This is a genomic window from Streptomyces ureilyticus (genome assembly GCF_011045025.1).
GTDB lineage: Bacteria > Actinomycetota > Actinomycetes > Streptomycetales > Streptomycetaceae > Streptomyces > Streptomyces ureilyticus.
The window spans coordinates 1-26,753 of record NZ_JAAKZX010000132.1; the positions used below are offsets into that span (position 1 = coordinate 1).

28 protein-coding genes are annotated in these 26,753 nt (G+C 70.5%); 15 read left to right on the forward strand and 13 right to left on the reverse strand.

Going from position 1 to position 26,753, the window contains the following annotated elements; all coding sequences use genetic code 11:
• Both G6048_RS31760 and G6048_RS31765 read right to left on the reverse strand, forming a co-directional pair.
• A partial coding sequence (locus G6048_RS31760) for an ABC transporter ATP-binding protein (RefSeq protein WP_165343051.1) occupies nucleotides 1-888 on the reverse strand: 888 nt, incomplete at its 3' end.
• Entirely contained in the window at nucleotides 885-1,331 is a 447-nt protein-coding gene (locus G6048_RS31765; protein ID WP_165343052.1) for a GntR family transcriptional regulator, read from the reverse strand. The genes G6048_RS31760 and G6048_RS31765, both read right to left, overlap by 4 nt.
• Before the next feature lie 144 nt (nucleotides 1,332-1,475).
• Here G6048_RS31765 and G6048_RS31770 point away from each other — a divergent pair, with 144 nt between their 5' ends.
• The 6 genes from G6048_RS31770 (at nucleotide 1,476) to G6048_RS31795 (ending at nucleotide 6,362) form a co-directional block, all read left to right on the forward strand.
• Nucleotides 1,476-2,018 (forward strand): RNA polymerase sigma factor, encoded by a 543-nt coding sequence (locus G6048_RS31770; protein WP_165343053.1) that lies wholly within the window; start codon nucleotides 1,476-1,478, stop codon nucleotides 2,016-2,018.
• Nucleotides 2,015-2,872, forward strand: coding sequence for an anti-sigma factor (locus tag G6048_RS31775; RefSeq protein WP_165343054.1), 858 nt, complete (start codon nucleotides 2,015-2,017; stop codon nucleotides 2,870-2,872). Before G6048_RS31770 ends, G6048_RS31775 begins: the two co-directional genes overlap by 4 nt.
• Nucleotides 2,872-3,042 (forward strand): hypothetical protein, encoded by a 171-nt coding sequence (locus tag G6048_RS31780; RefSeq protein ID WP_165343055.1) that lies wholly within the window; start codon nucleotides 2,872-2,874, stop codon nucleotides 3,040-3,042. Before G6048_RS31775 ends, G6048_RS31780 begins: the two co-directional genes overlap by 1 nt.
• Before the next feature lie 82 nt (nucleotides 3,043-3,124).
• Complete coding sequence (locus G6048_RS31785) at nucleotides 3,125-4,018, forward strand: ABC transporter ATP-binding protein (protein WP_165343056.1); 894 nt, start codon at nucleotides 3,125-3,127, stop codon at nucleotides 4,016-4,018.
• Nucleotides 4,015-5,565: an ABC transporter permease gene (locus G6048_RS31790; protein WP_165343057.1), complete on the forward strand. Its 1,551-nt coding sequence runs from the start codon at nucleotides 4,015-4,017 to the stop codon at nucleotides 5,563-5,565. The genes G6048_RS31785 and G6048_RS31790 overlap by 4 nt, the downstream gene beginning before the upstream one ends.
• A gap of 140 nt (nucleotides 5,566-5,705) precedes the next feature.
• On the forward strand, nucleotides 5,706-6,362 hold the full coding sequence (locus tag G6048_RS31795; protein WP_165343058.1) for an ABC transporter: 657 nt from the start codon (nucleotides 5,706-5,708) through the stop codon (nucleotides 6,360-6,362).
• Nucleotides 6,363-6,437: 75 nt separating this feature from the next.
• Here the strand turns inward: G6048_RS31795 and mshD are convergent, their stop codons facing one another.
• Nucleotides 6,438-7,364, reverse strand: coding sequence for a mycothiol synthase (gene mshD / locus G6048_RS31800; RefSeq protein WP_165343059.1), 927 nt, complete (start codon nucleotides 7,362-7,364; stop codon nucleotides 6,438-6,440).
• A gap of 382 nt (nucleotides 7,365-7,746) precedes the next feature.
• Between mshD and G6048_RS31805 the strand changes: the two genes are divergently transcribed.
• The gene (locus G6048_RS31805) at nucleotides 7,747-9,573 is read left to right on the forward strand and encodes a bifunctional metallophosphatase/5'-nucleotidase (RefSeq protein ID WP_165343060.1); all 1,827 of its coding nucleotides are present in this window, start codon (nucleotides 7,747-7,749) and stop codon (nucleotides 9,571-9,573) included.
• Nucleotides 9,574-9,680: 107 nt separating this feature from the next.
• A complete protein-coding gene (locus G6048_RS31810; RefSeq protein ID WP_165343061.1) occupies nucleotides 9,681-10,922 on the forward strand; it encodes an LmeA family phospholipid-binding protein in 1,242 nt (413 codons plus the stop codon).
• Between the two features lie 81 nt (nucleotides 10,923-11,003).
• Here G6048_RS31810 and G6048_RS31815 read toward each other — a convergent pair whose 3' ends face one another.
• Nucleotides 11,004-11,891 carry a hypothetical protein gene (locus G6048_RS31815; protein ID WP_165343062.1) on the reverse strand — a complete coding sequence of 296 codons (888 nt, stop codon included), beginning with the start codon at nucleotides 11,889-11,891 and terminating at the stop codon, nucleotides 11,004-11,006.
• Nucleotides 11,892-12,249: 358 nt separating this feature from the next.
• Between G6048_RS31815 and G6048_RS31820 the strand changes: the two genes are divergently transcribed.
• A complete protein-coding gene (locus G6048_RS31820) occupies nucleotides 12,250-14,250 on the forward strand; it encodes a hypothetical protein (protein ID WP_165343063.1) in 2,001 nt (666 codons plus the stop codon).
• A 261-nt stretch (nucleotides 14,251-14,511) separates the two neighbouring features.
• Here G6048_RS31820 and G6048_RS31825 read toward each other — a convergent pair whose 3' ends face one another.
• On the reverse strand, nucleotides 14,512-14,823 hold the full coding sequence (locus G6048_RS31825) for a hypothetical protein (RefSeq protein ID WP_165343064.1): 312 nt from the start codon (nucleotides 14,821-14,823) through the stop codon (nucleotides 14,512-14,514).
• On the reverse strand, nucleotides 14,820-15,032 hold the full coding sequence (locus G6048_RS31830) for a hypothetical protein (protein WP_165343065.1): 213 nt from the start codon (nucleotides 15,030-15,032) through the stop codon (nucleotides 14,820-14,822). The genes G6048_RS31825 and G6048_RS31830 overlap by 4 nt, the downstream gene beginning before the upstream one ends.
• A gap of 137 nt (nucleotides 15,033-15,169) precedes the next feature.
• Here G6048_RS31830 and G6048_RS31835 point away from each other — a divergent pair, with 137 nt between their 5' ends.
• Both G6048_RS31835 and G6048_RS31840 read left to right on the forward strand, forming a co-directional pair.
• Nucleotides 15,170-16,003, forward strand: coding sequence for a helix-turn-helix domain-containing protein (locus tag G6048_RS31835; RefSeq protein WP_165343066.1), 834 nt, complete (start codon nucleotides 15,170-15,172; stop codon nucleotides 16,001-16,003).
• Nucleotides 16,000-16,209 carry a DUF397 domain-containing protein gene (locus G6048_RS31840; RefSeq protein ID WP_165343067.1) on the forward strand — a complete coding sequence of 70 codons (210 nt, stop codon included), beginning with the start codon at nucleotides 16,000-16,002 and terminating at the stop codon, nucleotides 16,207-16,209. Before G6048_RS31835 ends, G6048_RS31840 begins: the two co-directional genes overlap by 4 nt.
• Here the strand turns inward: G6048_RS31840 and G6048_RS31845 are convergent.
• Entirely contained in the window at nucleotides 16,206-17,978 is a 1,773-nt protein-coding gene (locus G6048_RS31845; RefSeq protein ID WP_328827548.1) for an immunity 49 family protein, read from the reverse strand. The two genes, G6048_RS31840 and G6048_RS31845, sit on opposite strands and share 4 nt — an antisense overlap.
• Before the next feature lie 256 nt (nucleotides 17,979-18,234).
• Between G6048_RS31845 and G6048_RS31850 the strand changes: the two genes are divergently transcribed.
• Together G6048_RS31850 and G6048_RS31855 are read left to right on the forward strand one after the other, a co-directional pair.
• Complete coding sequence (locus G6048_RS31850; protein WP_165343068.1) at nucleotides 18,235-18,522, forward strand: hypothetical protein; 288 nt, start codon at nucleotides 18,235-18,237, stop codon at nucleotides 18,520-18,522.
• A complete protein-coding gene (locus G6048_RS31855; RefSeq protein ID WP_165343069.1) occupies nucleotides 18,519-18,917 on the forward strand; it encodes a PIN domain-containing protein in 399 nt (132 codons plus the stop codon). Before G6048_RS31850 ends, G6048_RS31855 begins: the two co-directional genes overlap by 4 nt.
• A gap of 42 nt (nucleotides 18,918-18,959) precedes the next feature.
• Here the strand turns inward: G6048_RS31855 and G6048_RS31860 are convergent, their stop codons facing one another.
• The 6 genes from G6048_RS31860 to G6048_RS31885 form a co-directional block, all read right to left on the reverse strand.
• Nucleotides 18,960-20,423, reverse strand: a complete 1,464-nt coding sequence (locus tag G6048_RS31860; RefSeq protein WP_165343070.1) for a sensor histidine kinase — start codon at nucleotides 20,421-20,423, stop codon at nucleotides 18,960-18,962.
• A complete protein-coding gene (locus tag G6048_RS31865) occupies nucleotides 20,420-21,154 on the reverse strand; it encodes a response regulator transcription factor (protein ID WP_165343071.1) in 735 nt (244 codons plus the stop codon). Before G6048_RS31865 ends, G6048_RS31860 begins: the two co-directional genes overlap by 4 nt.
• Nucleotides 21,155-21,279: 125 nt before the next feature.
• Nucleotides 21,280-21,486: a hypothetical protein gene (locus G6048_RS31870; protein ID WP_165343072.1), complete on the reverse strand. Its 207-nt coding sequence runs from the start codon at nucleotides 21,484-21,486 to the stop codon at nucleotides 21,280-21,282.
• A 27-nt stretch (nucleotides 21,487-21,513) separates the two neighbouring features.
• Nucleotides 21,514-22,638: a S1C family serine protease gene (locus tag G6048_RS31875; protein ID WP_165343073.1), complete on the reverse strand. Its 1,125-nt coding sequence runs from the start codon at nucleotides 22,636-22,638 to the stop codon at nucleotides 21,514-21,516.
• Nucleotides 22,639-22,863: 225 nt separating this feature from the next.
• Nucleotides 22,864-23,886, reverse strand: coding sequence for a LacI family DNA-binding transcriptional regulator (locus tag G6048_RS31880; protein ID WP_165343074.1), 1,023 nt, complete (start codon nucleotides 23,884-23,886; stop codon nucleotides 22,864-22,866).
• A 23-nt stretch (nucleotides 23,887-23,909) separates the two neighbouring features.
• Nucleotides 23,910-24,728: a winged helix-turn-helix transcriptional regulator gene (locus tag G6048_RS31885; RefSeq protein WP_165343075.1), complete on the reverse strand. Its 819-nt coding sequence runs from the start codon at nucleotides 24,726-24,728 to the stop codon at nucleotides 23,910-23,912.
• 261 nt (nucleotides 24,729-24,989) lie between these two features.
• On the opposite strand from G6048_RS31885, the gene G6048_RS31890 reads away from it, so the two are divergent.
• Both G6048_RS31890 and G6048_RS31895 read left to right on the forward strand, forming a co-directional pair.
• A complete protein-coding gene (locus tag G6048_RS31890; RefSeq protein ID WP_165343076.1) occupies nucleotides 24,990-25,925 on the forward strand; it encodes an alpha/beta hydrolase in 936 nt (311 codons plus the stop codon).
• A 71-nt stretch (nucleotides 25,926-25,996) separates the two neighbouring features.
• Nucleotides 25,997-26,251: a MoaD/ThiS family protein gene (locus tag G6048_RS31895; protein ID WP_033324387.1), complete on the forward strand. Its 255-nt coding sequence runs from the start codon at nucleotides 25,997-25,999 to the stop codon at nucleotides 26,249-26,251.
• The last annotated feature ends 502 nt before the right edge of the window (nucleotides 26,252-26,753 follow it).

Below are 26,753 nucleotides of genomic sequence, written 5' to 3' on the forward strand. Positions count from 1 at the left end.
CTCCCGGGCGGCGGCGGGGTCGAGGGTCAGCGCGGGGGCGTCCGGGCTGCGGAGGTGGGCGAGGACCAGCTCCTCGAGGGACGGCTCGGCGGTCTGCCAGGCGCCGTCCAGCGGTCCGGCGGCGCGGACGAGGGCGGAGAGGTGGCGGCCCGTGGTGCGGGACTCGACGACGGTGTGCGGCGCGAGGGTGTCGAGGGCGCCGGCCGGGCCGGTGAGCAGGGTGTGCGCGGCGAGCAGGTCCTCCAGCGGGCCCGCGAGGCGCACCCGGCCGGCGCCGAGCAGCAGCAGGAAGTCGCAGGAGCCCTCGAGTTCGGCGACGACGTGGGAGGTCATCACCACCGTGGTGCCGCTCTCGGTGGCCTCGGCGAGCAGGGTGCCCATCAGTTCGTGGCGGGCCAGCGGGTCGAGGTCGGCCATCGGCTCGTCCAGGAGGAGGAGTTCGGGGCGCTTGCCGAGCGCGAGGGCGAGCGCGACCCGGGTGCGCTGGCCGCCGGAGAGGGAACGGACGCGCGCCTTGGGGTCCAAGTCGCCTTGTGCCACTACTCGTTCGGCCACGGTCGCGTCCCACCGGCCGGGGTTGAGCTCCTGGCCGAGGCGCAGGGTGTCGGCGACGGTGAGCTGGAGGTGCAGGGGCTTGTCCTGGGCGACGTACGCGATGCGCGGGCGGGCCTCGACGGGGTGCGTGCCGAGCACGGTGAGCGAACCCGCGGTCGGCCCGAGCAGGCCTGCGGCGACGGCGAGCAGCGTCGTCTTGCCCGCGCCGTTGGGGCCGACGACCGCGCAGACGCGTCCGGCCGGGAGCCGGAGCGTGCAGTCGCGCAGCGCCCACTTTCCCCGCCGCCCGAACCGTTTGCCCAGCGCGGCCGCCTCGATGGCGGTGTCGGTCATTCCTGGTCCCCCTTGAGGTCTTCCTTGTGGTCTTCGTGCTCGTGGTCTTCGTGGTCTTCGTTGAGTTCCGCGGCGAAGTGTTCGTCGAGTACGGCGGTGAAGAGCGCGGCCACGTCGTCCCGGTCCAGGCCCTCCGCGCGGGCGCGGGCCGCCCAGTCGGACAGCTCGGCCGTCAGCGGTGAGTCCGCCCGGGCGGCGCCCAGGGAGCGCCGTACGAACGTGCCGAGGCCGCGCCGCGCCTCGACCAGGCCCTCGCGCTCCAGTTCGCGGTAGGCCTTCAGGACGGTGTTCGGATTGATGGCGGTGGCCTCCACGACCTCGCGGGCCGTGGGGAGCTTGTCGCCGGGCTCGAGCAGACCTAGGCGGAGGGCCTGCTTGGTCTGCTGGACGATCTGGACGTAGGTGGCGACGCCAGTGCGCCGGTCGATGCGGTACGCGACCACTCGGACAACCACCCTTTCACTAATTGAGTAGTGAAAGGGTGGTGCAAGTGGGGTTGGGTGTCAAGGTCTTTCAGGATCCCGAGGATTCCGGATCATGTGAACCGATCCGTGAACCGATCGGCGGGGCTCGTCCGATGAGGAGTTGTGAGCGAGAAACGAAGCGACGGGGAGCTGCTGCGGGCGGTCGCGGCGGACGGGGACCGGCGCGCCTTCGAAGAGCTGTATCGGAGGTACGCGCAGTGGCTCACCGCACGGATGCGCGGGCGATGCGCCGATGCCGGGGTCGTCGACGACGTCGTGCAAGAGACGTTCCTCGCCGTGTGGCGGGGCACCGCCCGCTATCGGGAGGACGGCGATGTGGCGGGCTGGCTGTGGCGGATCGCCTCGCGGCGGCTGATCGACGCGCTGCGGAACGACGGGGCTCGGGGCCGGCTGCGGCAGACGCTCGCGCGGCTGCGGCACCGGGACGAGGCGTCCGCGGAGGAGCGCGTGCTCGCCGGGGTGGAGCACGGGGACCTCGCGGGCGCGCTCGTCCGGCTGTCGCCGGAGCTCAGGTCCGTCCTCCAGGCCACGGTCATCGACGGGCTGACCACCCGGGAAGCGGCCGTCCTGCTGGGCATCCCGCCCGGCACGGTCAAGACGCGGGCGCTGCGGGCCCGCAAGCAGCTGCGGGAGGAGTTGGCATGAGCTGGCATGTAGCCGAGGACGATCTCCGCGCCTATGTACGGGGCGAACTGGCGCCGCCCGCGCTCTGGTCCGCCGACACGCACCTCGCCGCCTGCGCCGAGTGCCGGGCCGTGCTGAACGAGGTCGGCGACCCGGTCGCCCTGGACGAGGGCTGGGAGCGGCTGGACGCCGAACTGGACGCGCCGCGGCCCGGGTTCGTCGAGTCGCTGCTCGTACGGATCGGGGTCGCCGACCACACGGCCCGGCTGCTCGCCGCCACGCCCGTGCTGCGGCTGTCCTGGCTGGGTGCGGTCGCCGCCGTGCTGGTCATGACGGTGCTGGCCGCCAACTCCGTACGGGCGTCGGAGACACCGACGCTCTTCCTCGCCCTCGCCCCCCTGCTGCCCCTCGCCGGGGTCGCGTTGTCCTACGGGCCCGCGCTGGACCCGACGTACGAGATGACCGTCGTCGCTCCGATGCACGGCTTTCGTCTGCTGCTGATCCGTACGGTTGCCGTGCTGGCCGTAGGGCTCGGCCTCAACGGCCTTGCGACGCTCGCGCTCCCCTCGTACGGACTGCGGGCCCTGGCCTGGCTGCTGCCCGCGCTCGCCCTCACCGCGACCGGGCTCGCTCTGGCTCCCCGGCTGGGGCCGGTCCTCGCTCCTGGGCTGGTCGCAGGGGTGTGGGTCGCGGTGCTGGTGATCGCGGAGGCGCAGACCGAGGGGACCCTCGCGCCGTACACGGTGGCCGGGCAGGGGGTGGCGGCTGTGGTCGCCGCGTTCGCCGCCGGGCTCCTCTACCTCAGCCGCGACCGTTTCGACTCGACTTCCGCGCACACGCCGTTCGCGGGCTTTCAGGATGGAGGTGCGGCGTGATGTCCAACACCACCCGCAGGACGCTCAAGCTGCTCAAGACCGCCGCGCTGATGGTCGCCTCGGGCGTCGTCGGACTGCTGCGCATCGTCGCCGTCGTCGTCTCGGGGACATCCCGCCAGGGGGCCTCCTCGTCCTCCTGGTCCTCCTCCGACAGCGGAGGCGACGGATGAGAGCCGCCGCTGCCGCTCTCCGGCGCCCTGTGCCGGCCGCCGCCGTCCCTACGCTTCCGCTCTCTTCCACAGGAGTTCACGCATGACCGACCTGCCCACGCCGCCCACGGTGTCCGCCGCCGGGCTGACCCTCCGCTACGGCAGCACCGCCGCCCTCGACGACGTGTCGCTGCGGCTCGGCGCGGGCGTCACCGGGCTCCTCGGGCCCAACGGAGCGGGGAAGACCACCCTGCTGCGAGTGCTGGCCACCGCCGTGCCCGCCGACCGGGGTGCCTTCACGGTGCTCGGGCACGACCCGAACACGACGGCCGGGCGGCAGAACGTGCGGCGCGCGCTGGGTTATCTCCCGCAGACGCCCGGCTTCCACCCGGACTTCACGGCCTTCGCGTTCGTCGACTACGTGGCGATCCTGAAGGAGATGACCAACCGCGCGGCCCGGCACCGTGAGGTGCGGCGCGTGCTCGACGAGGTCGGTCTCGGGGACGTACGCGGCAAGCGCATCCGCAGGCTGTCCGGCGGGATGCGGCAGCGGGTCGCGCTGGCGGCCGCGCTGGTCGGAGGCCCCGGCTTCCTCGTCCTCGACGAGCCGACGGTCGGGCTCGACCCCGAACAGCGCATGCGGTTCAGGGAGTTGATCGCGTCGGCGGGCGAGGGACGTACGGTCCTGCTCTCCACGCACCAGACCGAGGACGTGGCCATGCTCTGCCACCGGGTGATCGTCATGGCCGGCGGTGTCGTCCGCTTCGAGGGCACACCGGCCGAGCTGACCGCGCGGGCGGACGGACGGGTGTGGAGCAGTACGGAACGGGACCCGGGCGCGAGAGCCGGCTGGCGTACGGGCACAGGGTCCTTCCGCAACGTCGGAGATCCGCCGGAGGGCGCCACCCTCGTCGAACCCACCCTGGAGGACGGCTACTTGCTCACCCTGGACGCCTCGGACGCCGCCTCGGCCTCATCCTCGGAGGTGACCGCGTGAGTACGCTGACCGAAGCCCGGCCCACGTCCGTCGTCGCCGCGCCCGAACCCCGGCGCTGGGCCGCCGTGTTCGCCCTCGCCCGCGTCGAGGCACGCGAACTGCTGCTGCAGATACCGGTGTTGTTCTTCTCCCTCCTGTACGTCGGCTACCTGGGCTGGCAGGTGTGGACGTCCGATCGCGAGGGCATGAACGCCTTCCCCGTGCTCCAGGACGCCGACCGCGCCACCCAGATGCCGCCGATGCTCATCGCGGTCGCCATGCTCATCTGCGCCAACCGGGCCGTGCTGCGCTCCCGCAGGCGCGGCACCGACCGGCACTTCGACGTACTGGTCATGGAGCCCTGGCGGCGCACGGTGGCACACGCCCTGTCGGTCGTGCCGTTCGCCGTCGCCGTCGCGCTGGCCGTCGCCGGACAGTTCACCTGGCAGGCCCTGAAGCCGGGCGCGGTCGGGCACGGTTCGTACGCCGAACTGGCCGTGGCCCCGCTGTCGGTGCTGCTCCTGGGCGTCCTCGGCGTCCTGCTCGCCCGGCTGATCCCGTCCTCCTTCGCCGTGCCGCTCCTGGCGCTCGGCGGCTTTGTCGGCACCACGCTGCTGACCGCGGGCGTGGGCAACCCGCGCTGGATGCGCTGGCTGTGGCCGGTCGCCTCCGAGTCCCAGGCCGAGCCGCTGCCCTCCGACCTGCTCGGCCGCCCCGCCGCCTGGCACGTGCTGTATCTGGTGGGGCTGACCGTCCTGCTGCTCTGGCTCGCGGTACTGGCCGGCGGGGGCCGGGCGCGGCTGGTCAAGGCGGTCGCCGTCGGCTCGGCCGCGCTGACCCTGACGGGCGCGGTGGCCCAGTCCGCGGGTGACTCGCCCGCGCTGAGAGAGGCCCGGGTGCGGGCCTCGGTGACCCCCGAGAAGGACCAGACGTGCATACGGCACGACCGGTCGACGTACTGCGCGTTCCCCGAGTGGACCGGGCGCACCGAGGACTGGGCCGGCACCGTCCGGCGCGTGCAGTCCCTCGCGGGCGGCGCCGCCGGGGGGACCCCGCTCACGGTCCGCCAGCGCGTCGAGGCCCGCGACTACGGCCTCGACCAGGCCTCGACGTTCGACCCCTCCCGTACGCCGGGGGAGGTCACCGTGGGCACGCGCTGGGGCGGCAACCGGATCCCCGAGTTCGCCGTCGGTGTCGCCTCCGTGCTGGTCGCGGGCGACGAGGAGGCGGCCGGGCAGCTCTGCGACGCCCGGACGGTCGTGGTGATGTGGCTGGCCCTTGGCTCCGCACCCGACCCGATGACGTCGTTGAAGAACGTCCGTCTGGACGACAGCGTCTCCGGTTCCGCGATCGTCCTCGCTCCGACGCATCCGCTCTCGATGTCCGCCCAACAGACCGACGTCGTACGGGAGATGCTCGAGCGCCCGCGCTACAGCATCACGGTCAAGGTGAAGGCCAACTGGATGGAGCTGACGTCACCGAAGACGTCCACGGCGCGGGCGGCCGAGCTGCTGGACGTGCCGGTGCCGCAGGGGAAGGAAGAGGAGGAGGACGAGTGCGGGGCGTGACGGCGGGCGCCGCCGGAGGGCGGGACGACCGTCATGGCCGGGTTGCCCGGGGGCACGGGAGCGGTCGGCCGACGCCGGGCGGCGCGCCACCGAGTCAGCCGGCGCCGGGCCGCGAGCCCCGCCCCCGGCCCGCTCCCTCCATGGCCGGCATCATCCGCGCCCTGGTCCTGCCCGTGGCCCGCACACTCCCCTGGCTGCCGCTCGCCGCGGGCGGCACCGTGGGGCTGCTGCTCGTCGGCGTGCCGCGGCTGGTGTCGGGAGAAACCCCGGACCGGATCGCCCTCCTGCTGCTGCGGGGCGCCGGGCTCGCCTTCGGGCTCGGACTTGCGTTCCTGATGGACGACCCGGCCCGGCACACCACCGCGGGGGTGCCGGTCCGGCGGGCGGTGCGGGCGGGGCTGCGGGTGGCCCTCGTCGCCCCGGTCGCCGTCGGCTGGTGGACGGCCGCGCTGCTCCTCGTACCGGCGGAGGTGCGGCCACCCGTGGGGGACATGACCCTGGAGGCCGCCGCCACCGCCGTGCTCGCGCTCCTCGCGGGCGCCGCCGCCGTACGGATGCGGGACGAGCCCGAGCCGGGGCAGGCCGCGGCGGCCGCACTCCTGCTCACGGGACTGGCCGCGCCCCTGCTGATGCCCGACCGCTGGACCCTCTTCGTCCAGCCGCACGCCGACCGCTGGGACGAGGTCCACCGGTCGTGGGCGTGGCTCCTGGCCGGCGCCGCGCTCGTCTGGGCCGCCTGCCTGCTGGAACCCGTCCGTCGGCGCCGGTTCCGGGCGGTCTTCGCGTCCCGTCACTGACGCCTGCACTTGGCGTCCGCCGGCCCCTGAAGCTCAACTCCGAGAGGCCGCGAGCTCAACTCCGAGAAGCCGCGCTCACGACTCCGTGCGGTACATCAGGTCCGTCTCGTACGTCTCGAAGCCCAGGCGTTCGTACACCGTCACCGCCGCCGTGTTGTCCGCGTCGACGTACAGCATGGCCGTGGGCAGGGCCTGGGCCGCCAGATGGCGGAGGCCGATCGTGGTGAGGGCCTTGCCGAGGCCGCCGCCCTGGGCGCCGGGGCGTACGCCGAGGACGTACACCTCGCCGAGGCCCTCCTCCGCGTGGACCTTCGTCCAGTGGAAACCGATCAGCTCGTCGCCGCGGAAGGCCAGGAAGAAGCCGGAGGGGTCGAACCAGGGCTGGGCCTTGCGGTCGTCGAGGTCGCGCCCGGTGAGGGAGCCCTGTTCGGGGTGGTGGGCGAAGGCCTCGGCGTTCACGGTGAGCCAGGCCGTGTCGTCCTCGCCGGGGACGAAGGTGCGTACCGTCACGCCCTCGGGAAGCGTCGGCTCGGGCAGGTCGAGGTCGGTCAACGGGCGCCGTAGCTGGCGCAGTTCGCGGAACAGGGTGAGGCCGAGGACCTGGGCGAGGTGGCGGGCGGCGGAGTGGCCGCCGTGGGCCCAGACGCGCAGCCGCTTGCCGGACTCCGCGAGCAGGGCGCTGCCGAGGGCCCGGCCGTGACCGCGCCCGCGATGCGCCGGGTGCACGACCAGCTCGGCGGCCGGGGCCTCTACGGGGTCGGTGTCCTCGAGTTGCGCGTAGCCGACGAGCTGGCCCTGCACGGTCAGCAGCAGATGCCGGACGCCCGGCCGCGGGCCTCCGGTGAGCTGCAGCCGGCCCTGCTCGGACACCGCTTGCTGACCGTCGGTCCGGGCGGACTCCGCGAGGAGGGCGAGGACTGCCCCGGTCTGGGCGGGGGTCAGTTCGGAGAGGGTGTCGAGGGTGCGCGTGGGGACGGCCGGGGCGGTGTCGTCGCTGGTCATGAGTATGAGGGTAAGGGGCTCGCGCCCTGCTGGATATGCGGTTCGAAGTGAAGCGTTCCGCTGGAAGGGCGGTGTGGATCTGCGGGTCCGTTGCGGCTGGTCCCTCCCCCACTCTCGAATTCGCTCGAGCGGGGGGACCCCCATCGCGGCGGAGCCGCACATTGATGCTGCCCCGCGCCCCTTACGGAGCTCGGAAGCGCACCGGACTTCGAAAGTGCGCTCAGTCTCCAGGAACCGTAGCGCGGCAAATCCGTCCCGTTCATGGTGAATTGCCCCCAACGGCAATCAGTCCGTAACCCTGAACCCCTGTTCGCGCTACGCGCGTTGACTCTAGGCTGCGGCCCGACGGGGCCCAGAACTCAGCCGACCCACAGGGGGGCACATGTCAGCCAAACCCCAGCCGCACCAGCAGAGACGCCGGACCCGGCGGCTCATCGCGGCCGCCGCCGGAATCGCCACTGTTGGCGCGCTGATCGCCGCGTTGCCGGCGGCGGCGGGCGAGACCAAGAGCGAAGCCAAGAGCAAGAAGCCCGGCGGCTATAACAAGCCGAGCCGCTACCAGGACGTGCAGTTGCTGTCGTTCAACGACCTGCACGGCAATCTGGAGCCGCCGTCCGGTTCTTCCGGCCGGGTCACCGAGGTGCACGAGGACGGGCACACCGAGACCATCGACGCGGGCGGGGTCGAGTACCTCGCGACGCATCTGCGGCAGGCCCGTAAGGGCAACAAGTACTCCGTCACAGCGGCCGGTGGCGACATGGTCGGCGCTTCCCCGCTGATCTCCGGGCTCTTCCACGACGAGCCCACCATCGAGGCGCTGAACAAGCTGGACCTGGATGTGACGAGCGTCGGCAACCACGAGTTCGACGAGGGCGCCAAGGAACTGCGCCGCCTGCAGAAGGGCGGCTGCCACCCCACCGACGGCTGCTACGTCGAGGGCAAGAAGTTCAAGGGCGCCGACTTCCCCTACCTCGCCGCCAACGTCCTCGACGAGAAGACCAAGAAGCCGATCCTCAAGCCTTACTGGGTGTGGAAGCAGAACGGCGTCAAGGTCGGCTTCATCGGCGTGACCCTGGAGGACACCCCGGGCATCGTCTCCGCGGAGGGCGTCAAGGGCCTGAAGTTCAAGGACGAGGTCGAGACGATCAACAAGTACGCCAAGCTGCTGGAGAAGCAGGGCGTCAAGTCGGTCGTCGCGCTGATTCATGAGGGCGGCTTCCCGGCGTCCACGGCGTACAACTACGACTGCGACTCGCCGGGCGCCGGCGACGGCATCTCCGGCCCGATCGTGGACATCGCGAAGAACATCACGCCGAAGGTCGACGCCCTGGTCACCGGCCACACGCACACCGCGTACGCCTGCACGATCAACGACCCTTCGGGCAGGCCGCGTACGGTCACCTCGGCCGCGTCCTTCGGCCGGCTCTACACCGACACGACGCTGACGTACGACCGCCGGACCGGCGACATCGCGCGTACGGCCGTCGACTCGGCGAACCACGTGGTCACCCGGGATGTCCCGAAGGCTGCCGACATGACCGAGCTGATCAAGAAGTGGAACACCCTCGCGGCGCCGATCGGCAACCGCGCCATCGGCCACATCTCCGCCGACATCCCCGCCACCGGCACCGAGTCCCCGCTCGGCGACCTGATCGCGGACGCGCAGCTCGCGCACGGCAAGGAGCTGGATCCCGAGACGGATCTCGCGCTGATGAATCCGGGCGGCATCCGTACGGGTCTGACGTTCGCGGCGAAGGGCGACGAGGGCGACGGGGTCGTCACGTTTGCCGAGGGCTTCGCGGTGCAGCCGTTCGCCAACACGGTGAACCTCCAGGACTTCACCGGCGCCCAGCTCGTCAAGGTGCTCCAGGAGCAGGTGACCGGCGCCAACGCGGCCTCGCCGAAGGTTCTCCAGGTGTCGTCGGGTCTGACGTACACCCTGGACCTGACGAAGACCGGCGCGGACCGTGTCGTGGCCGACTCGGTCAAGCTGAACGGTGCCGCCATCGACCCGGCCGCCACCTACCGTGTCGCGACCAACAGCTTCCTCGCGGGCGGCGGCGACGGCTTCACCACGCTGGGCCAGGGCACCAACGACGTGGTCGGCTCCGACGACCTGACGGCCCTGGAGAAGTACCTCACCGCCAACTCCTCGGCCACGAACCCGATTTCGCCCCCCGCGGCGGACCGGATCACGGTCGTGCAGTGACGTCGTCAGGAATCTCCTGAAGGTTCTCCTGAGGAATCCCGTGAGGAATCTCCCTTACTGGCAGTAGAACTTGCGGGTGGGGTCGGTACGCATGGTGAGATGAGCCGATGCGTACCCCCCACCCCATAGAGACGCATCCCGCAGCGACGCCTCCCTATACGAACCCGTACGACGAACTCGGCGCCCTGGACGACGGGCCGCTGGAGGAGTTCCTGCACGAGGCGGATGACGAGCACGACGACATCGACGACCTCGACGCGCCAACGACGGACGAGGACTGGGCCCCGCCCAACCACCGCCGGGGCGCCCGCACCCGCCGCCGGAAGAACCGTTTCGCGGGCCTGCCACTTGCCTTAAAGGCGGTGATCGGGCTCGTCGTCCTCGCGGCGTTCCTGACTCTCGGCGACCGCTGGGCCCTCCTCTACGCCGAGCACGCGGCGGCCGACAAGCTCAAGGACCAGCTGGACCTGAGCGCCGCGCCCGAGGTGGAGATCGGTGGTTTCCCCTTCCTCACGCAGCTCGCCGACAGCCGGGTCGACACGGTGAAGGTGACCGTGCCGGACGTGGCGGCGGACCGGGTCTCCCTCGCGAAGGTATCGGCCACGGCCACGGGCATCCGGATCGAGGGCGGCCTCACTTCCGTACGCGGCGCCACCATCCCCCAGTTGCAGGGCGAGGTGCTGCTCTCCTTCGCGGACCTGAACCGTGAACTCGGCGCATCCCAGGTCACGTTCACCGGTCACGGCACCGACGAGGTGCGGGCGCGCGGCACGCTGCCCGTCGCCGGGCAGAATCTGCGGCTGCGCGCCGACGCGCGGATCCAGCGGGACGGCGACCGCGGCATCTCGACCGAAATCGACGGAATGCGCCTGGACATCGGCGACTTGGCGACCTACCGGCCGGGCTCCCGCCCCACCGAGGGCCTGCACCTGACGTCCACGTCGGCCGAGCGCCTGGCCAAGGAGACCAAGAAGGCCAAAGCCCTGCTCGCCATTCCCGCGATCGTCGAACGCCTCGGAGTCCCGCGGTCGGCGGTCCAGGAGGCGCTCCGCGACGACACCAAGCTCGCCGAACTCACCGGTTCCGCGGACTTCGCCCGCGAGGCGATGAACCTCAACCTCATCGATGTCGCCGCGGACAACCCCGCGTTGCTGAAGCGCCTCGGCTTCGACCCGGCCCTCCTCGACGGCCTCACCCAGCTCACCCGCCCCGTCCTGGTCGACCGTCTCTCCCTCGGCTTCCGCCTTCCGAAGCCGGCGGACGGGGACGTACGACTGCAGGACGTACGGGTACAGAAGGACGGGATCCGGGTGCGGGTCACAGGGGAGGGGCTGTCGGTCGGCGGCTGATCCCCGGTACCAACTCAGCGTGCCTCCGCCCTAGTTCAGGTTAGGGCGGAGGCACGCTGCTGTAGAGGGCGGCAGGCTATGTCACTTGGCGCACTTCGACGGGTCGAGGTTCTCCTGGATCTTGTCCTCGCGGCCGTCGGGGGAGCCGTCGGGGAGGAGCTTGTCGGAGACGCCGTCGATGTAGTAGCCGTGGGAGTAGATCTTCTGCCAGGAGGCGTCACGGCCGCGCCACGTGGTGGTGTTCTCCCAGCTGTCCGAGTCGTTCGGGTCGCCGCCCTTGTGCCAGCTGTAGCTGGTGACGTTGAAGACAGGGTTCACGCGCACCACGCGCTGGTACGGCGTCCACGTCGTGGCGATCTGGGCGCACGCCGGGATGGACTTCTCGCTGCGGAGTTCGAAGGACGAGCTCTTCTCCCAGCCCCACTCGTAGCTGAAGCTGCTTTCCGCACCGCCGCCGAAGAGGCCCTTGGCGAAGGAGAGGCTGATCTTGGCGCCCACGCTCTTCTTGGCGGACGTCTTCGTGGTGTAGTTCCGGACGATGGTTTCCTTGTCGCCCGTCGTGCCCTGGTTGCCGATCCAGCGGGAGGTGCGGACCGTCTCGCCCTTGATGGACCAGGTCGAGGCCTGCGGGTAGGTGCAGTACCCGCTGAAGTACTCCCAGGGAGCGGTGGGCGAGTGGCCAAGGCGCTCGGCCTCGGCGTACACCTCGTCGTACGTCCGGAACTGCCCGGTCTCGACGTTGAGCGAGCCGTGGACCCGGCCGTCGTCGTCGGCCTCCTGGCTGCAGAGCCGCTCGATCATGAGGTCCGTGTCGCCGGGGTCCACACCCCGGATGTTGGTGGAGCCGCCCGGGCCGCCCGGGGCCGCGTTGGCGGTCCCGGCGGTGGCCGCGAGGCCGGTGACGGCCAGGGCGGTGGTCATCGTGACCAGGGCGCCCCTCTTCAACACGGACTTGAGTGCGGATTTCACGTATGTACGCTCCTGCTTGCTCACCGGCACCGGATGACGCCGGTCTTGCCTTACGTGGGGGAAAAGCAGAGCCAGGCGGCGGAGGAGAGGCGAATGCCGAGAAGAGGTGCGGGGGCCGCCGGTCAAGTGCCAGTGAACCGGACGTACTTCACGGCGCCATCACGGTTTCATCAGAGATGTCTCAGAAAACCTGGGCAGACTGTGAGTCCGTACGTCTGCGGCTACGGCTGCGTACCTCTGTGGCGGCGGCCCGCTGCCCTGTGGCTTCCTGAAGTCGACTCGGCGACAATGACCCTTCGCGAACCTTCGCGAACCGCAAGAACCACGAGGTCACCGGGCATTCCGGAGGGAGGACGTCATGCTCACGTTGGGCGACATGTGCGCGGAGCCTGACTTCTCGCTGCGTATCGTCGCAGGCAGTCCGCCGGCCGCCGACCGGGTCGTCGATGCCGTACGGGTGCTGCCGGGGACCTCTTGGGAACGTGATCCGCTCGCGGATGTCGGCGACGAGCTCGTGGTGATCCGCCCGTTCGCGGACGGACCCGCCGACCGGCAGTCGGGCAACGGCAACGGCAAGGCCGAGGCCAGGGAAGCGGCCGAGCGGCTGCTGCGCGAGCTGGCGCGGCAGCGGGCCACGGCCCTGGTCGTGGCCGTCGACCGGCACGGGGCCGCGGCCGTTCCGGCGTTGATCCGCATCTCGGCGGCCCGGCTGAGCCTGCCGCTGCTGACCACGACGAAGTCGCTTCAGCAGTGGAGCGAACTGGCCCCTCGGGTGCGTGAGTACCGCCGCCGGCACGCGGAGTGGCAGGCCGAACAGCTCGCCGCCCTGCTGAACCGGCTGCCCGACCGCCTCGACGACGCGGACGTGGCGGTGATGCAGCACGTCGCCGACTGGCTGGCGGCGGCGCTGGAGGGAGAGGTGCTGGTCAGCGATACCCAGCGGGGTGTGCTGGCCGCGTCGCCGACGACGGCGCCGGGGACGTTCGCGCCGCTGCTCGTCGGCCGGAGCGTGGAGCCGTCCGGTGCTCCGTCACCGAACACGCGGTTCGTGCCGCTCGCCGGCGCGGGGTCGGGCACGGTCCTTGCGGTGACCGCGCGCCGCCCCTTCGGCGACGCCGGTACCGATCTGACGCGGCACGCGGCCAAGGTGCTGGGCCTGATCGACCAGGCCGGCCGACGCCACCACCAAGTGGCCGACGCCGAGCGGGCGTTGAAGCTGAGCGCCTTCCAGCTGCTCATGATCGGCGAGGAGGCCGCCGCCCAGCGGGTGATGGCTCCGCTCGCTCCGGGGCTGCTGGACACGGAGTCCGTACGGGTCTATGTGATCGACTGCGCGGACGAGGACCGGGAGATCACCGCCCGGCTCGCCGAACGCGCGGTCGCCGACCACGCGTTGATGGTGCGCTGCCCCGCCTTCAACCACCTGATCGTGGTGGACCCGGCGCGCGACGGCGCCCCTGGGAACACGTACGACTTTTCGGACTTGCCGTCAGGTACGACTTCGGGAACGCCTTCGGGAACACCTTCGGAGACGGCCGAAGCCCTGCGGCGGATCGTCACCTCGCTGCCCAGTCACCGTATGGGCGGCAGCCGGGTGCGCGAGCTGGGCGAGGTCGCGGACGCCTACGAGGAGGCACGTAACGCCCTCGCGCAGGCGAGCCGGCTGCCCGACCGGGTCGCGCTCGGCGAAGACCGGATGCATCTCGTGGACGTACTGCCCCCGAAGACGGCCCGCCGCTGGGCCGGAACCCTGCTGCACCCCCTGCTGACCCTGCCCATGAGCCGCCGCGACCAGCTGCTGCGCACCCTGGACCTGGGCCTGGAGGTCCGGCACAAGGCGGCCGGCCGTCTGCTGGGCGTCCACCGCAACACCGTGACACACCGCATGAACACCTGCTTCGACCTGCTCGGCCTCGACCGCGACCGCGTCCTGAACCAGATCCTGGTCTCGACGGCCCTCAAGATCGTCATGGCGCACGGCCACGACGACCTCTCGGCCGACCTGGAGGCCGACTTCGCGGCGATGATGTCGGTACCCGAGGTGCGGGCCTGGGCGGAGTCGTTCCTGCGCCCGCTGAAGGACGACCCGCGTGACCTCCCGCGCACCCTGTGCGCCTGGCTGGAGAACGACACCCACGTGGAGTCGACGGCCACGGCCCTCGGTATCTCCCCGGTGACGGTACGCGCCCACCTCCGCACCGCCGCCCCCCTCATCCAGCGCGAACTGACCCTGGACCTGGACAGCGACAGCCTCCCGGACGACGACGACCACGTACTGAGCGGAGTACGCCCCCTGGCCTTCGCCCTCCACGCCACCACCGGCCTCCCGCGCCTGCCGTCCCGCCCTGTGCACGGCTGAGGAGTTCGCCCCTCCGGTTGTGCGCGAGGGCCGCCGCCCGTGCACCGGGTGGGTGCGACCCCCGGTAACCGTGCACACGTGACGTGGCACGGATCGCCGACGATCCCTAGCGTGTGCGTTGTCCGTTCCTTTGCCGGGGGAGAACGGGGGACGGAACGGGGGAACGTATGTCCGGGGCGGGGTGATCTCATCCCGCCCCGGACATACGGCCGACTGGGCGGCCCGAGGGGGGAGAGCCCGGGCGGCGGTCGGATCGCGGCGTCACGGTGTATGCGACGGCGTACTCGCCTCGGCATCCGTCATCTGGATGCGCGCGCCGCGGCTGGTCGCGATGCGCAGTACGTCGCCCAGGGACTCCGCCGCCCTCGTGAGCGCGAAGCGCACGGCCCGTTCACCGGCTTTGGTGTCCGCGAGTACTGCTCTGGCTCCTGCGAGTACCTGTTCTCCGGAGTGGAGTTGGGCCTCTTCTACGTCGTCTGCGAGCAGGGAGAGCATGCTCTCGTCGTTGTCGGTGCTGAGGTAGCAGGGCTTGCCCTCGGGGGTGGTCCAGGGCAGCAGGCGGAGGGGCGTCATGCGCGGAGCTCCACTCCGTGGATGCAGCGGGGGCCGACGTCGATGCCCTGTACGGCCAGCCAGAGCTCGCGGCGGCGTCGGCGTTGCAATCGCCTTTCGCGGTAGGTGAGTTGGGGTGGGGCCGCTCGGTGGCGGCCCCGTGCGGGCAGCAGTACGCGTAGCAAGGCTCGCAGTACTGACTCGCAGAGTTCCGCGATACGTGTGCTCATGTCGGGGCTCCTTCTTGCCGGTTGGCGCCGTCGTGACGAGCGGTGATTACCGTTCGTGTCTCGATCGTCACTGCTCGGACGTACGCTGCGGAAGAGGGTGGGCGTTGTCTGGCGCCCAGGCAACGGTGAGGGGTGACATGGACGAACAGGTTGACGCGGAAGGGCAGTCGCGGCGCGCAGCCCTCGGGCGGACGTTGCGGCTCCTGCGGGAAAAGGCCGGCAAGTCGCTGGGGCAGTTGTCCGAGGAGACGGCGTACGACAAGAGCTATCTGTACCGCCTGGAAACGGGGGAACGGCTCTCCAAACGGGCGGTCATGGAGGACCTGGACAGGTATCACGGCACTGATGACCTGCTGGTTCGCTTGTGGCGCGACGCGCGCAAGGAGGTCATCAAGGACAAGTACAAGGCCTTCATGGAACTGGAAGCCACGGCACGCGTCATGTGGCTGTTCCAGCTTCGGGTGCCGGGTCTGTTGCAGACCGAGGACTACGCCCGAGCGGTGTTGTCAGGGTTGTCTGGCGCTCAGACAACGGCTGGCAACGGCTCGGAAGTCGAGGAGCAGGTGGCCTTGCGCCTGGAACGGCAGGAGTTGCTGTACCGGGATCCGGCGCCGAGCGTGCGCGTGATCCTGGACGAAGGGGCGCTGCGGCGCGCGGTTCCCGACCCGAAGGTCTGGGCAGACCAGCTGTCGCATCTGCTGGACGCGGTGGAACTCCCAAATGTCGCGCTCCAGGTGCTGCCCTACACGGCTGGCGTGCACGACCTCATGAACAGCGACCTCATCCTGTTGTGGCAGCGAGTCGGCGATCCCGTTGCCTACGTGGAAGGCAACGGGATCGGCGTTCTGATCGACGATCCGGACAAGGTCCTGGCCTACCGCTTGTCCTACGATCTGGTCAGGGACGCGGCCCTGACTCCGGTGGAGTCGACGGCGTTCATCAAGCGCCTTCTGGAGGAGTGCAGATCATGAACCGAACCCCCGACCTCGGCACCGCCGTGTGGCGCAAGTCGTCCTACAGCGACGGGGGAGCCTCGAACTGCGTCGAGGTCGCTGACGGCTACGTCGGCATAGTCCCGGTCCGCGACAGCAAGGCCCCGGACGGCGGCGTACTCGTCTTCGGCGCGACCTCTTGGGCGTCGTTCCTCGCACAGGTCAAGCACCAAGTGCGGGCCTAGAACGGCTCCGCCGCCCCCAGAATCCGCGCCGGCAGGTACGGCGACGTGACCCGGATGTTCCAGCCGCGGCGACGTGCATGGCAGGTCAGGGCCAGGATGTCCAGGTTGATCGCGGCGTCGCAGTCTGTGGCGCGGTCGGCGATGCGGTGGTGGTCGCGGTGGGCTTCCAGGGCGTCCAGGAGAGCCAGGTTGAAGCTTTGCTCGTCGCCTTCGACGAGTTGGGAGAAGAGGACGGCCGGGGGCGGGAGGAAGGTCTGGTTCTTCGCCTTCTCGCAGTCCTGTAGCGCGCGGTTCGTGGCGGGTTCCGGGTCCTCGCCGCGCAGGTAGTCGTGCAGGGCCTCGCGGTACGAGGCGAAGAGGGACCCGTCCTTGTGAGCGCGCGTCGGGCCGGCGAGGACGAGCGGTGCCAGGTCCTCGCGGCGACCCGTGATCAGGGCGAAGTCGACGGCCTTGTGCCAGGAGTCCGGCCCGGCTTCCTCGTGGAGGCCCGCGGGATACCTCACCGTCGTACCGTCGATCGTCACCTCGATGTCGGTGTCGGGTTCCGCGAGCGTCGTACGGAAGAGCGCGGCGCCCAACTCCGCGGCGAGCCGCAGGTTTCCGAGCTGGAGGTCCGTGACGTCGGCGGAGTGCGAGGCGCGGGTCTTGAAGAGGATCTCCTGGTCGGTCATCGCGTGCGCCAGCTGCCAGACGGCGAGTTGCTCGCCGGGCACCGGCGTGAAGGCCTCCCTGGTGAACCGCTCGAACTGGGCCGCGCTCTCGAGGGTCAGCGGCTGCGGATCCACGGGACGCTCGAACTCGACCACACCGTGGGCCAGTTCGGTGATCGCCTCCGCGCTCCGGTCACGGCCGTACGCACCCACCCTCGGTGGCGCGGTCTCGAAACCGGTGATCAGCGCGTGCGGAAGGTAGTCGGAGTCGACGGGAGGCGGCCAGCCCTCGCGGCGGTACGCCAGTGCTGTGAGCGCGAGCGGGAGCAGCGGCAGCAGGCTGTTCGGACGTGCTCCCGGACCGGGGATGGCGGTCAGGGGGAGCAGCAGCCGCACGACCGCCCTCCCGAACTCGTCCTGGTCGCCGACGGTCAGCGCGCGCAGGGCGTGCAGGCCGATGCCGTACGGATGGTCGACGAGGTTCTCGGCGGTCTCGGTGCTCTCGGCATCGAGGGACCGCACTCGGGCCGCGTCGATCGCGGCGAGCTTCTCCTCGCGGGACGGCGGGTGGTTCGCGCCGCCGTCTCCGGTGTCGCCGAGGACGTACGCCATGAAGCCGTTGATCAGCTCGGCGTCGGGATGTCCGGCCCGACCCTTCTGGGGCTGTTCGCGGGCGAAGTGGAAGGCCTCGCCGTGCCATTGGGCCTTGTCGGCGAGAACGGCCAGGCAGAAGGCGTCGAGCCACTGGGCAGCGGTGACCGACTCGGGGCTGCCCTCGGACCCGGCCTCGTAGACCATGCCCCAGTTGACGTAGTTGAGGAAGACCTGGAAGTGGGCGTGCGGGTAGTACGCCGCGTACGCCACGGCTCCGGCGGCGGCCTCGGCGGCGTCCTGCAACACCGCCTTCGGCTCCGGGGTGTGGAGATCTGGCGTCTCGACGGACAGCGCACCGAGGTAGTCGACGAACTCCTCGGCCAGCATCCACCACTCGTACGACGTCATCCGCCCGGCCCTCGACATCGAATGGACCTGTGAGCCGATGCGGTTGGTGAAGTCCTCCCGTACGGCCGAGACCACCGCCTCACCGACCCGGTGCCGCTCTATCCGCTCTACCCGCACTGCCCGCTCCCCCTGTCCCCCTGTCCCCCTGTTCAAGATCCGGTCCCAGCCTAGATCGCGTGGGGAGCGGGCTTTCGACGGGGTGAGCTCCGGTGTGAGGGAGGCACGGTCCCGGCGGTCCGTCTGCTGGTGTTCTCGGCCATGGCCTCGTTGGCGTTCGTGGATGGGCTCAAGGGCGATATGAGGGAGAGCGCCATCGAGTGAAGCGGGCGGAAATTGGGGTCCTCGCAGGCTGTGGCGTGGTTATGGTGGAGCTATGGCAGAGAACACGACCATTCAGGTGTCCCGACAGGCCCGCGACCATCTCGCCCAGGTCGCCAAGGAGCGGGGGATGACCCTGGGGCAACTCGTCGAGGAGCTGGCCTCGCAGCAACCCACGGCGGAGCAGATCGCAGAGCGCGTGGCGGCTGACCGGCAGGTTGTCCGCGAAGTGATCGGCGTTGACATCAGCGACGAGGAGTTCGACCAGGCGCCCGACGTACTCGGCAACATCTACAAGATCGCTGCCGAGAAGGTTCGTATGGCGCGTGGAGCTGCTGCGTGATCATTCTGGACACAGGTGCCACCCGTGCCCTCGCAGACGGGCACAAGACTCTGAACCTTCTCGTCGGGAACATGGCGCACACTCCGGGCGACGTCCTCCGCGTTCCCGCCCTCTGCCTGATGCAGGCCGAGTCGGAAGACGCAGGGGTCGCGCGGAAGGTGCTCGCGTTCTCCTCGGTGGTCGTCGATGACCTGAACACGGTCGCGTCGGTCACCGTCGGCACCATGATCCGGGACGGCTACCGCGGCGCGGACACCTGCCACGCTCTGTACTGCGCCCTGCCGCGCCCCGAGTTCACAGGGATGTCGATCCTGCTCACGGACCGGGAGCAGAACTACCCGCCTGGCGTGGTCACCGTCGACATCGACTCCCCCGGCATGCTCGGCTTCTACTGACCTCCACGCCGGGGACCGCCCTCCGGAGACGGCGTTCGTCGATCACGGCAGCTCCGGCGGCGGCGTAGCGGCCCCCGGCAGCCGTATCGTCGCCACCGTTCCGCCGCCCTCCGCCGGGGTCAACAACACCTCGCCGCCCGCCTGTTGGACCGTACGCGCCACGATCGACAGGCCCAGGCCCGAGCCCGGTAGTGCTCGCGCGCTCGGTGAGCGCCAGAAGCGGTCGAAGACGTGGGGGAGGTCCTCGGTGGGGATGCCGGGGCCGTGGTCGCGGACCGTCAGTTCGCCGGCCTTGAGGTTGACGTCGATCGTGGCGCCGTCGGGGCTGAACTTCACCGCGTTGTCGAGGACGTTCACGATCGCCCGCTCCAGCGCTGTGGGTTCGGCGCGTACGTACCACGGCTGGAGGTCCGCCGTGATCGTCAGTTCCGGGCCGCGCAGGCGGGCGCGGCGCAGCGCCGACTCCACCGTTTCCTGGAGGTCCAGGATCTGGACGCGGTCGCCCTGCTGGCCCGAGTCCGAGCGGGACAGTTCCTGCAAGTCGCCGATCAGGGAAGCCAGTTCGCTCATCTGGGCCTTCACGGAGGAGAGCAGCGCCTTGCGGTCCTCCGGCGGGATCGCCCGGCCCGTCTCCTCGCTGCGGCTGAGGAGTTCGATGTTCGTACGGAGCGAGGTCAGGGGCGTACGGAGTTCGTGGCCGGCGTCCGCGATCAGTTGCTGTTGCAGGTCGCGGGAGGAGGCCAGGGAGGCCGTCATCGAGTTGAAGGAGCGGGAGAGGCGGGCGATCTCGTCTTCGCTGGCGTCCTCCACCGGGATGCGGATGGTGAGGTCTTCGGTGCGGGCTACGTGCTCGACCGCGTCCGTGAGTTGGTCTACGGGGCGGAGGCCGGCGCGGGCGACCCACAGGCCCGTCACTCCCGCGCCCGCCACTCCGATACCGGAGACGGCGAGGAGGAGCAGGGCGAGTTCGTTGAGGGTGGACTCGGTGCTGTGGAGGGGGTAGGCGATGAGGAGGGCGGTGCCCTCGGACACAACCTGGTCGCCGATGCTCACCTCGCCGAGGGGAATCGTCAGCACGCGTACGTGATTGCCGTCGCTGTCGGTGCCGTCGCGGAATCGCCCGCCGGAGGAGGCGTTCTCGATCGCATCGATGTCGCTGTCGGTGACCTTCACCGTGCCCGCGGAGTCGCCAAAGGCGCAGGGGGTGCCGTCGGCCTTGACCAACTGGAAGTAGTAGTCGCTCCGGCGCTGGTAGCCATCCGTGTCGCCCGGTGTCTCGGGGCAGGTGCTGAGGAGCCTCTGGATCTCTGCGATCGATTGTGGTTTGTGTGACTTCGTCATCAGATCGTCGTCCAGCTCGTCGTACAACTTCGTCTGCACAACGAACCAGCAAGCCACCGAAACCGCCGCCACCGCGAACGCCACCGCCGCCGCCACCAGCAAAGCCAAGCGCGAGCGAATCGGCAGCGACCGCAGGCGCCGTACGACCTTCGGGACTCCCTTCACTCCGCGCCACCTGATCGCAGCACATACCCGACCCCCCGCACCGTGTGCACGAGGCGCGGCTCGCCGCCCGCCTCGGTCTTGCGGCGCAGGTACATGACGTACACGTCAAGGGAGTTGGAGGAGGGCTCGAAGTCGAAGCCCCAGACCGCTTTCAGGATCTGTTCGCGGGTGAGGACCTGGCGCGGGTGCGCCATGAACATCTCCAGGAGCGTGAACTCCGTACGGGTCAGCTCCACCTGCCGCCCGCCCCGCGTGACCTCGCGCGTGGCGAGGTCCATGCGGAGGTCGGCGAACGTCATGGCCTCGTCGTCCTGGGTGGCGCCCGCGATGGACGCCGCGTACGAGCTGCGGCGCAGCAGGGCGCGGATCCGGGCGAAGAGCTCGTCGAGTTCGAAGGGCTTGACCAGGTAGTCGTCGGCGCCGGCGTCGAGCCCGGTGACCCGGTCGCCGACCGTGTCGCGGGCCGTCAGCATCAGGATCGGCGTCATGTCGCCGGCCCCGCGGATGCGGCGCGCGGCCGTCAGGCCGTCCATGCGGGGCATCTGGATGTCGAGGACGACCAGGTCGGGCTGGTACGCGGTCGCCTTCTCCAGGGCGTCCGCGCCGTCGACCGCGACCTCCGTGTCGTATCCCTCGAAGGCGAGGCTGCGCTGGAGTGCTTCACGCACGGCGGGCTCGTCGTCGACGATCAGGATGCGCTGGATGTCACGGTCGCCTTCGGCGGGGCTCATGGGCTTCGGGTTCCTCGGGTGCGGTGGACGACATGGGACGACATGGGACGACTGAAGGTGCTGAACGCTGTCAGCGTCGCATGGTTCCCGGTGGGCGCGTAAAGAGTGGGAGGAGCCGGGCGGGGTCAGCCGCGCAGCGTCGTGAGCCGGTTCAGCGGCACCTTGCGGCGGTGCGGGCGGGCGGCAGTGGCGCGCAGGCCCATCATCTGGGGGGCCGCAGACACCTCCGGCGCCCGCGTCTGCGGCGCGTGCAGTGCGTACGCCACCTCAAGGGCCAGGGCGAACCCGGCCGGGTCGATGCCGGCCGCCGTGTGCGAAACCTGCTTGATCATGACGTACTCCTACCGGTCGGAGGGGGTTCAGCTGTCGGAACCGCCGGCCCGCAGCGTGTCCAGGTCGGACTTGACGGTGTTGATCGGGATGGCGAAGCCGAGGCCGGCGCTGCCCGCGCTCGCCGAGGTGGCCGAAGCAGGCGAGTACATCGCGGAGTTGATGCCGATGATGTTGCCGTTCATGTCGATCAGCGCGCCGCCGGAGTTGCCGGGGTTGAGGGAGGCGTCCGTCTGGAGCGCCTTGTACGTCGTCGTCGACGAACCGGTGTCACCGTTGAACTCCTGGCCGCCGAAGCCGAACGGCCACTGGTCGTTGCCGCCGCCCTGGCCCTGACCCTGACCCTGGCTCTCGTCCGTGGAGACGGTGACGTCGCGGTTGAGCGCGGAGACGATGCCGCTGGTGACGGTGCCGGTCAGGCCCTCGGGGGAGCCGATCGCCACGACCTCGTCGCCCACCTTGACGCCGTCGGAGTTGCCGAGCGTCGCGGTCTTCATCCCGGAGGCGTCCTTCAGCTTGATCAGCGCGAGGTCCTTCTTGCTGTCGGTGCCGACGACCTCCGCGGAGTACGACTTGCCGTCGCTCGTCCGCACCTTGATCGAGTCGGCGCCGGAGACGACGTGGTTGTTGGTGATGATCTCGCCGTCGCTGGTGATGATCACGCCGGACCCGGTGGACTCGCCCACCGCCGAAGTCGCGTTGATCTCGACGATGCTCGGGCTGACCGCCTGGGCGACCCCGGCGACGGTGCCCTTCTCAGCGGTGGGTACGACGCTCGCGGTGGTGCTGCTGGTCGGCCCGGTGTCGTTGCCGCTCAGCTCCTGGAACGCGTACGCGGTGCCTCCGCCCACGGCCGCGGCGGCTATCGCCACGGCGGCCAGGAGCGCCAGCGGACCCCGGGCGCGCCTGCGGCGGGTGGCGCCGCGGGAGACCGGCTCGGTGAGGAGAGCGGTGGAGGCGGCGGCCTGCGGGGCCTGCTCCGGCTCGTACGCCGGCGGAGGCGGCCACTCCGGGTTTACGGGGGAGCCCGCGGAGGCTCCCGCGAAAGCGGAGTGCTCCTGCTGTGCAGTGGCGTGCTCCTGCTGGGAGTACGCGGACTGCTGCTGCTGTTCGCCCTGGGGGTACTCGCCGTTGTGGCGGAAGCTCTCGGTCATGACTCAGAGCTTGACCCGCAACTATGAGAGCTCCCTGAGTCCCTCCTGAGAAGCCCGCTAGAACCGCGTTTGCCCGATATAAAAGCGCCCCGCAAGGGGGCGCGGGGCTGTCACCTCATGCGGCTCCGCCGCGATGGGGGTCCCCCCGCTCGAACGAAGCTGAGAGTGGGGGAGCGACCAGCCACAACGGAGCCGCACCCGAAAAAACGGCGCTAACCGGCGGAGCTACTCGCACCCACAAGACCGCCGCACAACCAGCCGCGAAGGAAACTGCTTCAACCGCTCCCGGCGAGAGCCCACGGTCCGCACCCCGTCGTCGAGGACGAGGTCGACGGCGGCGCGCGCCATAGCCGACCGGTCCGAGGCGACCGTCGTCATCGGCGGATCAGTGAGCGCCGCTTCCTTGATGTCGTCGAAGCCGACGACCGCCAGCTCCCCCGGCACATCGATCCGCAACTCACGCGCCGCCCGCATGACACCGACCGCCTGGTCGTCGGTGGAGCAGAAGATCGCGGGCGGCCGCTGCGGCCCGGCCAGCAGCTTCAGGCCGACCTGGTACGCGTCGTAACGGCTGTAGAGCGCCTCGAAGAGGCGACCCTCCGTGGACTTCCCGGCCTCGTGCATCGCGCGCCGCCAGCCCTCGACATGGTCGGAGACCGGGTCGCCGACGGTGGGGGTCTCCGCGACGCCGCCCAGACAGGCGACGTACTCGTAACCGTGCTCCAGGAGGTGGCGGGTGGCGAGGTGGGCGCCGCCTATGTCGTCCGTCACCACCGCGACGTCGTCGATCGCCTCGGGCCGCGCGTGCATCAGCACGACCCGGGCGTCCCAGGCCTCGATCTCGGCGGCGGCCAGATCGTTCAGGGATGTGCTGACCAGGATCAGCCCGGAGACCCGCATGCCGAGGAAGGCCCGCAGATAGTGGACCTCGCGCTCGCCGACGTAGTCGGAGTTGCCGACGAGCACCATTTTTCCGCGCTCGGAGGCGGCCTGTTCGACCGCGTGCGCCATCTCGCCGAAGAACGGCTGGCGCGCGTCCGGCACGATCAGGCCTATGAGGTCGGTCCGCCGCGAGGCCATGGCCTGGGCAACCCGGTCGGGCCGGTACCCCAGCTCCTTGATCGCGGCGAGAACGCGCTCGCGCGTGGCCGGGGCGACCGGCCGGGGTCCGTTGTTGATGACATAGCTGACGACGGCGGTGGAAGTACCCGCCAGTCGCGCCACATCATCCCGAGTCACCTTGGCCACGCGCGGAGTCTACGCGGATGGACCTACCTCTGGGCAGGGCGTACGGCGGCTTCCTCGGCCTCCGCCGTGAGCCCGGCGTCCGAGGCGGCGTCCAGGTGCGCCGTCTCGTCCGCATCCTCCGGCTTTGGCCGGTCTGCCGGGGCCTTCGGCTCGGTCGCGGTGCGGTCCAGTTTCTCGGGCGTAACGAATCGATAACCGACGTTCCGGACGGTCCCGATCAGCGACTCGTGCTCCGGACCGAGCTTCGCGCGCAGCCGCCGTACGTGCACGTCGACCGTGCGCGTACCACCGAAGTAGTCGTAGCCCCAGACCTCCTGGAGGAGCTGGGCGCGGGTGAAAACGCGACCAGGGTGCTGGGCCAGATACTTCAGCAGCTCGAACTCCTTGAAGGTCAGGTCCAGGACCCGGCCCTTGAGCTTGGCGCTGTAGGTGGCCTCGTCGACGGACAGATCGCCGTTACGGATCTCCATGGGGGAGTCGTCGTTGACGATCTGCTGGCGGCCCATGGCCAGCCGCAGCCGCGCCTCGACCTCCGCCGGACCGGCGGTGTCGAGCAGCACGTCGTCGATGCCCCAGTCGGCGGTGACGGCCGCGAGACCGCCCTCCGTCACGACGAGGATCAGCGGACAGCCGGGGCCGGTCGACCGCAGCAGCTGGCACAGGCTGCGCACCTGGGGCAGATCACGGCGGCCGTCGATGAGGATGACGTCGGCACCAGGGGTGTCGACGAGAGCGGGGCCTTCCGCCGGAGCCACGCGCACGTTGTGCAGAAGCAGGCCGAGGGCGGGAAGCACCTCCGTCGACGGCTGAAGGGCATTGGTCAGGAGCAGCAGAGAACTCATCGTGTCCCACCTACCCGGGTCGTCCTACGGTCGTGCATGGTTCGCTCGCCCATAACGTCTGGTTCCTCCTCGGTCCCTGCGAGGACGTTTACGGCACTGCTTCGAACTCTGTGCGGCTCCCGCGCCCCCGGGCGCCGCGGCTCGTGCTTTCACGTCGTACTTTCGCGCCGTATACAGCGTTCGTATACATCGCTCCAGAAAGCGCAAAAGGACCCGGGGGCTACGCTGCCCGAGTCCTTCCTGCCCAGCAGAATAGCCCACATGAACCAAGGTCCGGCAGGTCATGTGACGCGATCTTTCAATCGTCCACTAGCTGAGACGGCCCCGCGAGCCGAGCGGCGTACGTTTCTGCGCACGGTCGACGGGGTCACGATCGACGCCCTGTACGAGCCCGGAAAGGGCACGTCAGCGTCCCCTTCCGAGCTCTCCGGCGATCTTTCCGGCGATCTTTCCGGCGGTCATTTCAGGGCGACTTCCGGCGAGCTCGCGATCGTCGTCGCGCACGGCTTCACCGGGGATCTCGACCGGCCACACGTACGCCGGGTGGCAGGCCTCCTCGCCGAGCACGCGGCCGTCGTCACGTTCTCCTTCCGGGGCCACGGGGCCTCCGGCGGTCTCTCCACGGTGGGCGACCGGGAGGTGCTCGACCTGGCGGCGGCGGTCGCCTGGGCACGAGAGCTCGGCCACACCCGCGTCGCCACGGTCGGCTTCTCGATGGGCGGATCCGTGGTGCTCCGGCACGCGGCGATGCACCGCCGGGGGCCCGCCCACGGACCCGCTCAGGAACAGGTGGGGCGCACGGGAGCGTATACGGACGCGGTGGCGTCGGTGAGCGCCCCCGCCCGCTGGTACTACCGCGGTACGAAGCCCATGCGCCGACTGCACTGGGTGGTGACCCGCCCGCTCGGCCGCACGATCAGCCGCTACGGCCTGCGCACCCGGATCCACCACCGCGACTGGGACCCGGTACCGCTCTCCCCGGTCGAGTCGGTCCCGCTGATCGCCCCCACACCCCTGCTCATCGTCCACGGCGAACTCGACGGCTACTTCCCGCTGGACCACCCCCGGATGCTGGCCGCCGCGGGCGAGGACCACGCCGAGCTGTGGCTGGAGGCGGGCATGGGGCACGCGGAACACGCGGCGGACGATGCGCTGCTGGGGCGGATCGGTGCGTGGGCGGCTTCGGCAGCGGGCTAGCCTGGCCGTGCCGACCGCAACGAATGACAGTTACCGACTGACTCACTCTGACTCACTGATCGAGGAACCTGATGGCACAGGGCACGGTGCGTTACTGGGCCGCCGCCAAGGCCGCCGCCGGCGTCGCCGAGGAGCCGTACGAAGCGGAGACCCTCGCCGAAGCGCTCGACGCGGCGCGCGAACGACACCCCGGCGAACTCGTCCGCGTCCTGCGGCGATGCTCGTTCCTCATCGACGGTGACCCCGTGGGCACCCGCGGACATGAGACGGTACGGCTGGCCGAGGGCGGCACGGTCGAGGTGCTCCCGCCGTTCGCAGGAGGGTGACGAGCACATCATGAGCAACCAGCAGTGGGGGTCCCCCCGCTCGAGCGAAGCCGAGAGCCACGGCTCCCCTGAGGGCCACGGCTCCCCTGAGGGGCACGGCGCCCATGAGGGCCACGGCTCCCCCGAGGGGTACGGCTCCCCTGAGGGGCACGGCGCCCATCAGCAGCAGCCCCGCTGGCCCGGGCAGCAGCCGTCCGACGAGGACGCGCAGCACCAGACCCAGCAGTGGGAGGGGCAGACGTGGGACACGCAGACGCATGCGCGTCCGGCGCGGGTTGTGCCGCAGGCGGCGGCGCCGTCTCCGGCTCCGAACCCGAATCCGGCTGCGGCGCCGAATGCGGCTCCGGGACCGAATGCGGCTTCGACTCCGGCTGCGGGTCCGAATCCGGTTCCGAGCCAGGCTCCGGCCCCGAGACAGGCTCCGGCTGAGCCGGTGTATGGGACGGGGCAGGGGTACGGGGTTCATGGTTCCGGGTGGGATCGCGGGGTTGGGGAGTACGGG